The sequence below is a fragment of the Marichromatium gracile genome, assembly GCF_004343155.1.
Lineage (GTDB): Bacteria > Pseudomonadota > Gammaproteobacteria > Chromatiales > Chromatiaceae > Marichromatium > Marichromatium gracile.
The window spans coordinates 271,496-284,779 of the sequence record NZ_SMDC01000004.1 but is presented as its reverse complement, the minus strand read 5'-3'; the positions used below and the strand labels follow the sequence as shown (position 1 = coordinate 284,779).

9 protein-coding genes and 3 pseudogenes are annotated in these 13,284 nt (G+C 59.8%); 4 read left to right on the top strand and 8 right to left on the bottom strand.

Annotated elements, in window-relative coordinates:
- The 3 genes and pseudogenes from EDC29_RS08845 to EDC29_RS17500 all read right to left on the bottom strand — a co-directional run.
- Window positions 1-206: transposase (locus EDC29_RS08845; protein WP_132229486.1), on the bottom strand; the 206-nt coding region annotated here is incomplete at its 3' end.
- Between the two features lie 189 nt (window positions 207-395).
- Window positions 396-1,205: an IS5 family transposase gene (locus EDC29_RS08840; RefSeq protein ID WP_132229484.1), complete on the bottom strand. Its 810-nt coding sequence runs from the start codon at window positions 1,203-1,205 to the stop codon at window positions 396-398.
- 72 nt (window positions 1,206-1,277) lie between these two features.
- Window positions 1,278-1,597, bottom strand: a pseudogene (locus EDC29_RS17500) (IS481 family transposase); the annotation flags it as partial.
- Window positions 1,598-1,740: 143 nt separating this feature from the next.
- Between EDC29_RS17500 and EDC29_RS08830 the strand changes: the two are divergent.
- Window positions 1,741-3,951, top strand: coding sequence for an nSTAND1 domain-containing NTPase (locus EDC29_RS08830; protein WP_132229482.1), 2,211 nt, complete (start codon window positions 1,741-1,743; stop codon window positions 3,949-3,951).
- The gene (locus EDC29_RS08825; protein ID WP_165913472.1) at window positions 3,920-4,498 is read left to right on the top strand and encodes a formylglycine-generating enzyme family protein; all 579 of its coding nucleotides are present in this window, start codon (window positions 3,920-3,922) and stop codon (window positions 4,496-4,498) included. Before EDC29_RS08830 ends, EDC29_RS08825 begins: the two co-directional genes overlap by 32 nt.
- Here EDC29_RS08825 and EDC29_RS08820 read toward each other — a convergent pair.
- Window positions 4,495-4,898: pseudogene (locus EDC29_RS08820) on the bottom strand (integrase core domain-containing protein); the annotation flags it as partial. The gene EDC29_RS08825 and the pseudogene EDC29_RS08820 overlap by 4 nt on opposite strands.
- A gap of 294 nt (window positions 4,899-5,192) precedes the next feature.
- Window positions 5,193-5,597, bottom strand: a pseudogene (locus EDC29_RS08815) (transposase family protein); the annotation flags it as partial.
- A 235-nt stretch (window positions 5,598-5,832) separates the two neighbouring features.
- Here EDC29_RS08815 and EDC29_RS08810 point away from each other — a divergent pair.
- Window positions 5,833-6,801 (top strand): trypsin-like peptidase domain-containing protein, encoded by a 969-nt coding sequence (locus tag EDC29_RS08810; RefSeq protein ID WP_132229479.1) that lies wholly within the window; start codon window positions 5,833-5,835, stop codon window positions 6,799-6,801.
- A gap of 508 nt (window positions 6,802-7,309) precedes the next feature.
- A complete protein-coding gene (locus EDC29_RS08805; protein WP_420870455.1) occupies window positions 7,310-8,299 on the top strand; it encodes a transposase in 990 nt (329 codons plus the stop codon).
- A gap of 101 nt (window positions 8,300-8,400) precedes the next feature.
- On the opposite strand, the gene EDC29_RS08800 is transcribed toward EDC29_RS08805, so the two are convergent.
- The 3 genes from EDC29_RS08800 to EDC29_RS08790 are packed head-to-tail and all read right to left on the bottom strand — an operon-like array spanning window position 8,401 to window position 13,136.
- A complete protein-coding gene (locus tag EDC29_RS08800) occupies window positions 8,401-11,460 on the bottom strand; it encodes an efflux RND transporter permease subunit (protein ID WP_132229477.1) in 3,060 nt (1,019 codons plus the stop codon).
- Window positions 11,461-11,478: 18 nt separating this feature from the next.
- Window positions 11,479-12,570: an efflux RND transporter periplasmic adaptor subunit gene (locus EDC29_RS08795; RefSeq protein WP_132229475.1), complete on the bottom strand. Its 1,092-nt coding sequence runs from the start codon at window positions 12,568-12,570 to the stop codon at window positions 11,479-11,481.
- Window positions 12,567-13,136 carry a TetR/AcrR family transcriptional regulator gene (locus EDC29_RS08790; RefSeq protein ID WP_132229473.1) on the bottom strand — a complete coding sequence of 190 codons (570 nt, stop codon included), beginning with the start codon at window positions 13,134-13,136 and terminating at the stop codon, window positions 12,567-12,569. Before EDC29_RS08790 ends, EDC29_RS08795 begins: the two co-directional genes overlap by 4 nt.
- Between the last annotated feature and the right edge of the window lie 148 nt (window positions 13,137-13,284).

Here is a 13,284-nt window from a genome sequence, read left to right as displayed (position 1 = left end):
CAGCAGGTCATCCCAGAGCCACAACCCATCTCCTGCGGCAACATCTCCCACGGGATCCCGCTCTTGAGCACGAACAGGATCCCGGTCAGCGCCCGACGATTGTCGATCGGCTTACGACCGGGGTAGCGATATCGGCGTGGCTTGGGCGCCGGCAGCAAGGGTTCGATTTCGGTCCACAGGTCATCGGGCAGCAACGGCTTGGCCATGGCTATCCTCCGTCAATGTGTGCGTGATCTCGACGCCTCTGACAACGCGAACGGCTTTTTGATAGAGCCTCTAAAAAGGGGGAGTTGACAGACGAACCCCGGTTCGTAGTACTTGAACGACTTGACCGGGCGCTTCGCGGCGTCGGCCTCCTGCAGGATCAGGGTCTTTAGAGGCTCTATCAAAAAGCCCTACGCCCACTCCAAGGCATTCCAGCAAATGAGTGCGAGTCCCAGGAAGAGAAACGCCTCGTGAATATCGGCCCGGCGCTCGAAGCGCACCCGCAGTCGACGGAACTGATGCAACCACGCCAGCGAGCGTTCGACGACCCAACGGGTCGTTCCCAGCCCGCTGCCGTGTGGGGTGTTGCGTCGTGCGAGCTGCGGTTGGATGTTGCGCGTGCGCAGCGCTGCACGGTGAGCCTTGGAGTCATAGGCGCGGTCGCCCTGCACGCGTTCGGGTCGATGGCGGGGGCGACCGCGCCGTCCGCTGCGCACGGGCGCGATGCCGTCGACCAGGGCGATGAGTTGCGTGACATCGTGGGCGCTGGCGCCAGTGAGCACGGCATGCAGCGGAATGCCCCGGGCGTCGGTGATCAGATGATGCTTGCTTCCCGGGCGAGCGCGATCGGTCGGGTTGGGGCCGGTGCACTCACCGCCGCCGACGGCGCGGATCGAGGCGCTGTCGACCAACGCTCGCGACCAGTCGATGCGATCGCTGGCCTCAAGCCGTTCGAGCAGCTTGTGGTGGATCGCCTCCCACACCCCGGCCTGCTGCCACTCGCGCAGCCGACGCCAGCAGGTCATCCCAGAGCCACACCCCATCTCCTGCGGCAACATCTCCCACGGGATCCCGCTCTTGAGCACGAACAGGATCCCGGTCAGCGCCCGACGATTGTCGATCGGCTTACGACCGGGGTAGCGATATCGGCGCGGCTTGGGCGCCGGCAGCAAGGGTTCGATTTCGGCCCACAGGTCATCGGGCAGCAACGGCTTGGCCATGGCTATCCTCCGTCAATGTGTGCGTGATCTCGACGCCTCTGACAACGCGAACGGCTTTTTGATAGAGCCTCTTAGGTTGGAGACGCCGTGGCGGCGCAAGCAGCGATCGAGCGCCGAGCGCGAGGCCTTGGGGATGGATGAACTCACGGGTCACCACCAACAGGTCATTGAGCAGCAGCAATAGCGTTTCACGCAGCGCTACCACAAGAACTTCCTGCGCCGGCGAGAGCGTCGTCGAGAGTCGGTGCGAGGCATCCTCGACGCCACTTGCGTACCGTTAGGGGCGAGAGGTTGTACTGCGCGGCCAAGACCTTGGTCGGCAACGTCGAGGCCTGCACTTCACGACGAATCGCCGGGGTGGTGCGGGCATTCTTATGCAAATAGATCTCCATCGACGATCAGGTTCCCGAGCTGTGGACTGTTGCGCGAGCGGTGGCTTCGTAAATCAAAAGCTCAAGAGCCTCGCGGGCTCGGAACAAATGATCGCTTCGACGGTGAATATGATCACACGTGGCATAACAAATAGGTTGTGGTAATGGAAATAGAGCATGATGTGCTTGTGGGGTTGGAAAAATTGCTTCTAAGCTTGCCGGAATGGGGGCAGAGAGAGTGGCGACTAAGATTTGCTCAGAAAGCACTCGGAAAAAAACATCCTGTAATAGAAAGGGTGCGCTGGGGTGGTACGGCTAGAGATGTTGCTTGGGATTTAGTGAGTAACTGCGAAGACTTTCCTCAACCCACGCCATACAATGTTTCTCCGCTTTGCTCTTTGTTGATTGGTGTTCGCGATAATGATGGAATTTTTGATAAAAAATTAAGTGATTCAATATTATTTTTCGAGAAAAAGCTAAGGTGTGATTTTTTAGATAATCCTGAGTGGTTTCACGATCCTTATCCTGGAATGAAGCCGCTAATGAATTCTCAATCTTCGATTTTTTTTGGGCGGAAAAAGGAGGTTAGGGATTTAGTTGAGAAGATAAAGCTAAATAAAAATAGATTGATTTTGGTTGCTGGTGCTTCAGGAGCTGGGAAGTCTTCTTTGGTTCACGCTGGAGTATGGGCAAAGCTTAGTATTTTAGAAAATGAACCTATTGCGGGGTCGAGCAAATGGGTTATCACTTCAATGACGCCTGCTTGCAATGACAGGGATCCATTTAAATCATTGGTGGCAAGCCTTAAAGATGTACCGGGTTTCAATTATCCTTATGAAGAGGCGGATGCGTTGCGTCAGGACCTGTCTTTTTTTTCAGTTTTAATTAGAAATGTTTTATGTGAACGCCCCAAAGAATCAAGGTGGCTTTTGATTTTAGACCAATTTGAAGAGTTGTTTACTAGCATTGAGCCTGGTTTGGCTAAATATTTTATCGATGAATTTTTGGCTGCTGCTATTGCAAACGATCGTTTTAATGTGGTTGCAACAGTGCGTTCAGATTTTTTGGGCAATTGTTTGTCGCATGATTTGCTGATTAAGGAAATAAATGGGGGCGCGATTTTTACGCTTGGTCTTCCGGGGGCGGCTGCTATGGTTGAAATAATAAAATACCCAATATCAAAGGTTCGACTCTCAAATCCAATTGAAATAGAAGAAGAACTAGTTGACAAGCTCGTTAGTGACGCTGGTGGACATGTTGGCGGGCTTGCTATTTTAGCTTTTGTCCTTAAAGACCTCTATGGAAAGTGCAAAGATTCTGGAAAAATAACTTCTAAGGATTACGAGGAGGGGTTAGATTTTTATGTCAAGAAGTATGCTGAAAATGCGGTTAAAAAATCTGGAGTTTCTAGTGAAGAAGTGCTTCCTAGAATATTTTCAAGGTTGTTAGCGATTCAACATAAAGGTCCACCAGCAAAATTGCGTGAAAAATTAGACTTCTGGAAAGAAGACCCTGATGCTATTTGCTTAATTGATGCTCTGGCAGATAAAGATGTGCGTCTTTTGGTTAAGTCTAACGAAGGGGTTGGTTTTGATTTGCCAGAAAAAGATGCTGTTGAGATTGGTTGCGCTTATGATGCTACGGTTGAGGTTGCTCACGAAGCCCTTTTTAATGCTTGGCCTGCTTTAAGTAAATGGATTAACGATAGTCGCATAGGGATAATGAGAAGGCCTCAAGTTGAATTTGATGCGGACGTTTGGGATTCTGAGGGACGTCCGGATAGAAGACTTTATAAAAAAGATATTATCGTTGAAATACGCAAAGAGTTTGAGAGCGCTTTTATTTGGGATTGTATCGCGCGCAATTCTAACGTTGCACATTTTCTTGCGCGAGACAACGAGAGAGAATTATTTGATCTAACTTTGCATGCTTTTTGCGAAAAAAAATCAAATGATGATCTTGTGGCGCTTTTGCGTACGCTTACTGCGGAGAGCCGAAGTGCGGAAGTTATCCAGTTACTTGGTTCTAAAATCGCTAAAGAAAAAAACGAGGTCGCTGATTGGTTGCGCTCTGGAATCACAGCTATAGTTAAAGGTCTTGAGAAAGGATTAGATATCGATTGGCATTGGCGACGACTCCGCCTTGGGGATTTATTGGCGGCGCTTGGAGATTGCCGTGAAGGAGTTGGTGTTCGTGATGGCTTGCCTAATATAGTTTGGAAGGACATACCGGCAGGACGATTTGTTTGGCAAGAAAAAGAAATACGTGAAACTGGTTTCTATAAAATCGCACAATATCCAGTGACAAATGCTCAGTATTCACTATTTCTTGAATCTAAGGACTATGCAGACCCAAAATGGTGGGGGGGGGTATGATTTTTTGTCAGCTCCTTCGGTATGGGAGCAGCCTAATCGTCCGCGTGTTATGGTGGCATGGATTGAGGCTATGGCTTATTGTGCTTGGCTGACTAATCGTTTTAAGTTGAATGGGGTCATTGGTGATAAAGAAGAGGTTAGGCTTCCAACTGAATACGAATGGGAGAAATCTGCTCGTGGGGTCGATGGTCTGAATTTTCCGTGGGGCGATAAATATGAATGTGGTAGTGCAAATATTAATGAGTCTTTTGATGGAAAAGGAACTCTTAGCTTGGGTGAGACTGTTGCTGTGGGGTTTTATCTGAAAAACGTTTCGCCTTACGGGTTATTTGATTGTAGTGGTAATGTTTGGGAGTGGTGTATAAACTCTTATGATGACCCTGAGGATGTTTCAGTTGGCAGCCCCTCTCTGCGTGCTTTGCGGGGGGGGTCTTTTATGGAGCATCAAATAAATGTGCGCACTACCTCTCGTAATAAGCATGGTTTTGTGAACTCATTCTCAGATAGAGGCTTTAGGCTTGTGCTTTCCGAGAAAAAGAGATCCTAAATGTCAAGTCCCCTAAGATTGTAAACCCACTTATTGAATAACTCAGGCCCGTTTCTGCGCCCATTCCTTGAGCGCTTGAATCGGGGCGATGTGCCCGAGCGCTTTCTAGGGGGATGCACTGGTTGTAGCCCTGGACATAGCGGGTGATGGTTTGCTCCAGACTCAGGGCGGAGTCGAAGCGTGTGGTGGCCAACACCTCGGCGATGCGTCCGTTGAAGCGCTCGACCAGGCCGTTGGTCTGTGGGATTCTGGGTTTGATCAGACGATGCTCGATGGCGTGCTGGACACAGACCTGATCGAAGCGATGCAGTCCGGTCGGGGCACGCTCACCGGTGACGCAGAAACGATCGGTGAACGCCTTACCGTTGTCGGTGAGGATCTTGGAGAGGGCGAACGGGGCAGGGCTATCGCATCAAGGATCTCCAATATTATAAGGCGCCAATATCTTTTGATATCAGTCTATTGTTGCCATCTTGCATCGAAACCCCGTCGTTATTCCCACGAAAGGTTTCGGACTGTGCAAGACAAGATCCACAACTGGAGCGAGACTTCGTCTTGATCATGGCGCCAAGAAGCGAGCCCTCGGCAAAGCCTCGTCTTGAGCAACGAGTGCCGACCTCCCTATCGCTTTGAATTATAATCAATATTAGCGAAATGGAATATTGGGGGTACTTGATGCGATAGCCCTGGCGAACGGGGCCTTGGCGATCAAGCGCTCGAGAAAGCCACTGGCCGAGGCTGCTGACTTGTCGTCGAGGATCTCGACATAGACCCAGCGGGTAGCGCGGTCGATGGCGGCGAAGAGATAGCGGCGCCGGTCCTCATCGGGCATCTGGGGCAGAGACTTGACGTCGACATGGACGACCCCCGGTTCGTCGTCCTTGAACGACTTGACCGGACGTTTTGCTGCGTCGGCCTCCTGTGGGATCAGGGCCTTGAGGTTGGAGACGCCGTAGCGGCGCAAGCAGTGATCGAGTGCCGAGCGCGAGGCCTTGGGATGGATGAACTCACGGGTCACCACCAACAGATCGTCGAGCGGCAGCAACCGCGTCTCACGCAGTGCTACCACAAGGACTTCCTGCGCGGGCGAGAGCGTCGTGGAGAAGCGGAGCGGGCGGTGCAATGAGTCCTCGACGCCAACCCGAGGCAGGCGCTGGAGGCGCGCGACCCGCAACTGGACACTCGTTGCCAGCGTGACACTCAACCCGGCGCGCGAGGACGATGACAGATGCCCAGAGGGCGAAGCTGCATAACAAGCCTCATGAGAGGCGACATCTACCTTGACAGTTACCGTATACAATCTAAGTAGAATTGACATGTAAGGAGATGCGCTAGTGGATAGTAGTTTGGTTGAGCAGATAGTCGTTAAGTTGCGTAAAGAGTGCGTGCTTGTAGCAGGAAGAAGTATCGGCTGTGGCTTTGCTGTTTCTCCTGGCTGGATTTTAACATGTGCACATGTTTTAAATCCTGATATTAAGATTAATGATAGCGTTGAAGTTCGTCTTTGGGATGGGGTTTTACGCACATCGATTTTGCGCCATCTTGAGAGAGATTTAGATTTGGCTTTGCTCGAAGATTTTAAGGTCAAATCTGTCAATGCAGTATTTGGCAATAGGCCGCGGCGTGACGCGCTGGTTCTTGGTATTGGCTTTCCGGTTCGTGATCATAGGCCAGAGTTTGATGAGTTTACGGCTCGCGTTGAGGGTTTTACAACAATAAAATACGCAAAAAAAGAAGTTGATTTAGAGCTAATTAAGCTAAAGCAAGGGAGAATAGAGTGCGGCTTTAGTGGTGGTCCTTTAATTAATATGGGGACAGGCGAAATCGTTGGGGTTACCCGTTTCAGTAATGACACTCAGACAGACCTTGGGGGCTGGGCTATCACGCCGGAATCAGTCAGTTTTTTTTGTTTTAAAGTGGGTGTAGAGTTAAATAAAAAGGAAGGTTTTACGAATGACTTTGAAGGTGGTTTTTTTAAGCCTCAAACAGTTGAGAGGGTGAGGGATTTGCTACTTAATTTGCCTGGGTGGGGAATCAAGGAATCAAGAATAAGCTTTATTGAGATTGCTCTTGGGAGAAGGCATCGAATATTAAATGAAATAGAGTTAGATGGCAGGCCGCGCCAAGTTGCATGGAGTGTTGCTAGAGCTTGCGAGGATTATCCGGAATTAACAGAAAGTGGGCTTGTGCCATTTTGTGCTTTGCTGAACACCATTCCTCGAGAATTTGGATGTAGGCCAGACCGCGACCGTGAAATTAATGAACTTAGGATTTTGCTTCACTGCGTTTTCCCGGAAAATTGAATAAAAAACATTTTGTATTAATCGAATAAAAATCAGATTTGAAGAATTTTAAGGAAGAAGTTACAGAACATCCAGAGCGCCGGGAAAAGCCGGCAAGAGATTGGAGGTGAAAGCCCTCTCCCCGGAAAGGTGTAGCGAACCGCCGGGACCCCGAGTCATGGGCCGGACTGTCCGCGAGGGCAGCGGTTAAGCGTTGACAGGGGCATGCATAGGCTCGGTATGGAGCTCCGAAATCAAGGTTGGGAACGCTGACCGCGTTGGGTGAGCGGGAAGGCAAGACGAGCGGTCGCGTCAGCGCAAGTGGCCGATCGGTTCCCCGGAGTCGTAGACCCGAAGCATGTGCGGATGTCTATTGCGCGGAACCCGGGAGGCATTGGTTACGGCCCGAGGAAGGGGCACGGCCCGGCCGAAGGTGAAGAACCGACACGTCAGCCGGGCGTATCTCTGTGGCTTTGATCGGTTGAGCGGACGGAGCTTCGAGCATCGGCGCGGCTGGGTGGAGTTGCGGTTGCGTCAGCTCGCCGGGGTGTTCGCGATCGATGTCGCGGCTTATGCGGTGATGAGCAATCACGTACATCTGGTGGTGAGGGTCGATGCCGATCGGGCGGCGGGGTGGTCGGATACCGAGGTGCTGCGGCGCTGGCGGTGTCTGTTCCGGGGGCCGGTGGTGGTGGAGCGGTTCCTGTCGCCTGCGACGCGGGCGGGGATGACCGAGGCGGAGCTGGAGGTGGTCGCTGGCTTGGTCGCGACCTACCGGGCGCGGCTGGCGGATCTCTCCTGGTTCATGCGGATACTGAACGAGTCGATCGCGCGGGCGGCGAATCGGGAGGATGGGGTGCGGGGACGGTTCTGGGAGGGACGCTTTCGCTCGCAGGCGATCCTCGACGAGACGGCGCTGTTGGCGGTGATGGCCTATGTCGATCTCAACCCGATTCGGGCGGGGATCGCGGAGATGCCGGAGGAGAGTGCGCATACCGGGATTGCGGCGCGGATCGCCGCCTTGCGGGCTGACGATGCGTGTGCGTCTGGTGAAGCGCTTGTCGAGACGGGCGAGGCATCGCCGTCGGTCCGTGTGACCACATCGCCCGAGACCAAGGCCATCGACTCTCCTTCAGACTCGCGTAGCGATAATCTTTGGGAGACCGCGCTGAATCGCCTGCCGTCCGCGCCGCTGTTGCCCTTCGGCAATCCCGCCGAGGTCCCTGCGGCGATTCCTTTCACCTTCGACGATTATCTGACCCTGGTCGATTCGCTTGGCCGTGCTCTGCATCCGCGCAAGCGCGGCTCGATCCCGGCGGATCTGCTGGACGTCCTCACCCGGCTCGGCATCGCGCCGGAGCGTTTCGTCGAGCACGCGGGTTTCCTGCTCAAGGGGTTTGGTGTCGCGATCGGCGCGCCTGAGCGGTTGGCGGCGCTTGCTGCGCGTCGCGAGTGTCGCTATCTGCGCGGGCTCGGACGCGCCAGGGCGCTGTTTGGGCAGGCGGGCAGGGCGGCGTGAGTCGCCTGGGCGTCTGACTTGCCGATGCCGCCTGGTCAGGCCGCGCGTCTGCCCGACAAACCTCTCGTCCCGCCGACCCCGAACCACCGCACCCGCCCGGCTCACCCCGTCCGCGCCTCATCCTCGCTCACCTTGAAGAATCCGGCATAGAACACCGGCACCGCGATCAGGGTGAGGGCGGTGGCGAATGCCAGTCCGCCCATGATGGTGACGGCCATGGAGGCGAAGAAGACGTCGAAGAGCAGCGGGATCATGCCGAGGATGGTGGTGCCGGCGGCGAGCATCACCGGGGTGAAACGGCTGACGCTGGCGGCGACGATGGCGTCGTGGCGGTGGTGGCCGTCGGCGATGCGCAGGTCGATCTCGTCGACCAGGACGATGGCGTTCTTGATCAGCATGCCCGAGAGGCTGAGGAAGCCGAGCAGGGCCATGAAGCCGAACGACTGTCCGGTGGCGAGCAGTGCGGCGGTGACGCCGGTGATCGCCATCGGCACGCACAGCCAGATGATCAGCGGCTGGCGCACCCGGCCGAACAGCGCCACGGTGATCAGCACCATCGCCAGGAAGCCGAGCGGGACGCTGCGCGCGAGCGCGGCCTGGGCGTCGCTGGAGTCCTCGTACTCGCCGCCCCACTCGAGCCGGTAGCCCGGCGGCAGCGCGATCGCCTCGACCGCGCCGCGCACCTGCGCGAGCGCCGCGTCGGTGTTGGCGCCGTAGGCGGGGTCGGCCTGAGCGGTGATGGTGCGTGCCTTGTCGAGCCGGCGGATCAGCCCGTCCTCGGTGCCGGTCTCGAAGCGGTCGATGACCTCGGTCATGGGGATGTAGGCGCCGGCGGTGGCCGACCAGACGCGACGGTCGCGCAGGTCGGTGTTGCCGTTGCGCTCGTCATCGGGGGCGCGCATCACGATCGGGATCAGCCGATCGCCCTCGCGATAGAGCCCGACGGTGCGCCCCTCGGTGACCATCGCCAGGGTATCGGCGATGTCGGCGCGGCTCACCCCGGCGGCGGTGGCGCGCTCCTCGGCCAGCCGGGGGACGATCAGCGGGCGGTACTGGCGCCAGTCGTGGCGCACGTTGATCAGGCCGTGGTCGCGGAAGATGCGCTCGGCCTCGGCGGCGAGCGCGCGCAGGGTGGCGTTGTCGGGACCGGAGAAGCGCGCCTCGATCTTGGCGCCGCCTCCGGGGCCGAGGCGGATGCGGCTGGTCCAGCCCTTGACCTGGGGCTGGTGCTCGCCGATCCACTGGCGCACGCGCGCGGCGATCTCGGGGATGCGCGCGGCGTCGGTGACGCGCACGATGCACTGGCCATAGGCGCTGTTGGGCAGCTCCGGGGCATAGACCAGCATCAGCCGGTCGGCGCCCGAGCCGCTGAAGCTGGTGACGTCCGTGACCCCGTCGAGCTGGCCGAGCGCGTTGCCGAGTTCGGCCATGTCGGCGGCGGTGGCGCGGATGTCGGTGCCCTGTTCGTGCCACACGTCGACATAGAAGAGCGGCGTGGCGCTGTCGGGGAAGAAGGACTGGGGCACGGCGCCGAAGCCGATCACCGCCGCCAGGGTCGAGCCGACCAGCGCCGCCACCGTGGTCAGCCGGTGGCGCAGCGCCAGGTGCACCAGCCCGCGATAGCCGCCGAGCAGGACGCCGCCGGCCTCCTCCTCGTCGCGGCGCTCGGCGGCGCTGCGGAACAGATAGCTGCCGAACAACGGGGCCACCGTCACCGCCAGCACCCAGCTCAGCAGCAGCGAGATGGCGATCACCGCGAACAGCGAGAAGGTGTACTCCCCGGTCGAGTCGTTCGACAGCCCGATCCCGGAGAAGGCGAGGATGCCGATCACCGTCGCCGCCAGCAGCGGCCACTTGGTCTGGTTGGTGATCTGCTGCGCCGCCTCCAGCGCCCCCAGCCCGCGCCGCATCCGCACCATCATCCCCTCGGCGATGACGATGGCGTTGTCGACCAGCATGCCCATGGCGATGATCAGCGCGCCGAGCGAGACGCGCTGCATGGTGATGCCGCCGATCTTCATCAGCAGCAGGGTGCCGAGCACGGTGAGCAGCAGCACCCCGCCGACCACCAGCCCGCCGCGCCAGCCCATCGCCAGACAGAGCACCAGGATGACGATCGCCACCGAGCTTGCGAGGTTGACGAGAAAACCGTTGACCGCCTCATCGACCACTCGGTGCTGCTGGTAGATCGGATCGATGGTGACGCCGAGCGGCAGGGTCTCGAGCAGCGCGTGGATTCGCGCCTCGACCGTCGCGCCGACCTCGACGATGTTGGTGCCGCTCTGCGCCGAGACGCCGATGGCCACCGCCGGGCGACCGTTGTGGCGCACCAGCAGGGTCGGGATCTCCTCCTCGCCGCGGCTCACCCGGGCGATGTCGCCGAGCCGCAGGCTGGCGTGCTCGCTGCTCGCCCCGGGGCCGCCGAGCGGCAGCGCCTCGATGCGCGCGACCGAGTCGAAGGTGCCCGAAGGGGCGAGGCGCACCGAGCGGTCCTCGACCCGCAGCGCGCCGCTCTCGACCACCGCGTTCTGCACCGAGATGGCGTTGGCGATCAGCGTCGGGGCGATGCCGAGCTGGGTGAGCACCGACTGCGGCGGCTCGACGAAGATGCGCTCGGCGCGCAGCCCGCTGATCGCCACCTTGGCCACGCCCGGTATCCGCAACAGCTCCTGGCGCAGGGTGCGGGCGAAGTCGCGCAGCTCGGCCTGGCTGTAGTCCGGGGCGCTGAGCGCGTAGTAAAGCCCGTAGACGTCGCCGAAGTCGTCGTTGACGTGCGGGGTGCCTGCCCCCGGGGGCAGGGCGGCGCTGGCGTCGCGGACCTTGCGCCGCAGCTCGTCCCAGATCTGCGGCAGCTGGCTGGAGTCGTACTGCTCGAGGATCTCGACATCGATCAGCGAGCGCCCGGGCTCGGAGCGCGAGCGGATCTCCTTGATCTGGGGCAGGCGCTGGAGGGCGATCTCGAGCTGGTCGGTCACCTCCTGCTCGACCTCGAGTGCGGAGGCGCCGGGATAGCTGGTGGTGATGATCGCCTGCTTGATGGTGAACTCGGGGTCCTCCAGCCGTCCCAGGCTGAACAGGGCCCAGAGTCCCCCGAGCAGACAGATGAGGATCAGCAGCCAGGTGTTGACCGGCTTGTCGATGGCGGCGCGAGCGATGTCCATGGGTAGGGGTTCCCGATGCTACTGGGCGGTGTCGTCGAGCGGGCGCACCCGCTGACCGGCGCTGAGGAAGCCGACCCCGGCGGCGACGATGCGCTCGCCCTCGGCCAGCCCCGAGAGGATGCGCGCGTGGCTGCCGTCGAGGGTGGCGACCGCGACGGCGCGCGGCTGCACCTGACCGCGCTCGGGGTCGTAGACCCAGACGCGGAAGTCGCCGGCGGCATCGGCGTCGAGCGCGCCGATCGGCACCTCGATCGTGCCCTCGGCGGTGGTGAGGATCTCGGCGCTGACGGTGGCGGTCATCCCCGGCAGCACCTGGATGTCGTCGGGGTTGGTCATGAACAGGGTGATGGTGTAGGTGCGGGTGCGCGGGTCGGGCTCGGTGGCGAACTCGCGGATGCTCAGCGGGAAGCTGCGCCCCGGCCAGGCCGAGAGCTCGGCGGTGATGGCGCCGACCTGCTCGCGCCGTACCCGCGCCATCAGCCGCTCGGGCACGTCGACCTCGACGGTGAGCACCGAGATGTCCTGCAGCAGCGCGATCGGCTCGCCGGCGCGGACGTTGACGAAGCGATCGACCAGACGCTCGGCAAGCAGCGCGTCGAAGGGCGCCTCCAGCTCGGTGTAGGCGAGGTTCTGCGCCGCCTGTTCGAGCCGCACCTGGGCGAGGTCGGCGGTGGCGCGGGCGTCGTCGAGGGCGTTCTCGGCGAGATGGCCGCGCTCGCTGAGCGCCTGCTTGCGCTTGAGCTCCTTGCGCGCGAGATCGGCCTGGACCCTGGCCTCGCGCAGCGCGAGCGCATAGTCGGTGGCGTCGAGCGCGGCGATCGTCTCGCCGGCGCCGATGGTCTCGCCCTCGCGGATGGGGAAGCGTTCGAGCTTGCCCGGCACCTGGAAGGAGACGGCCGAGGTCTGCGAGGCCTCGATGGTGGCCGGGAAGCGGCGCAGCTCGGATCTCGGCGCGGTATCGACGGTGAACAGCCGCACCGGTTGCGAGGTCGGCGCGCTGGTGGTCGTGTCGGACTCGGCAGCGGCGCGGTCACAGCCGCCGAGCGCGCCGCCGAGCAGCGCGATCAGGGCGGCGAGCAGCAGTGACGGACGGGGGGATAGGGCGGTCATCGAAGGGCTCCGTGATCGTCGAGGATGCGCCGGGCCTGGGCGCGCAGCGCGTCGGCCTCGTCGGGGTCGAGCGGCGAGATGCCGAAGACGTCGAACATGTAGAGCCCGGCCATCGCCAGATAGAGCAGCCGGGCGTTCGGGATCTCGTCCTCCAGCGCGCCGAGCGCGTCGAGCGTCTCGGTGACGTGTGTGCGGATCGGCGCGAGCAGCTCGCGATGGTGCGCGGAGGCGGCGATCACCGCGATGCCGAGCTCGGGCGAGACCGGACAGGGGGCGAGCGAGGCGATGAGCCGGGCGCGGCCCTCGCGGTTGGGCTGATCGGGCGGGAGGGTGTCGCGCAGCGCGCCGATGTCGGCCTCGTCGCGTGCCAGGGTACGCTCGACCAGCCCCTCGAGCAGCGCCTCCTTGCTCCTGAAGTGATAGAGCATCCCGCCCTTGCTGGCGCCGGCCTCGGCGATCACCGCGTCGAGCGTCAGTCGCGCGGCGCCATCGCGCATCACCACGGTCTCGGCGGCATCGAGCACGCGCTCGCGCAGCGACGGCTTGGGGGCTTGGGTTTCGGGCATGGATGGATCACCGGTCTGGACGATTGTAGAACAGTCTAGACGGTACGAAAGGGCTGAGGCAAATGGGCGCCAGTTGTCAGCCGCCAGCTTCCAGCGCCTGGCTTCTCCTGCTGGCTGCTGGATTGCCCGTCCCGCTCCGTGGTCCGAT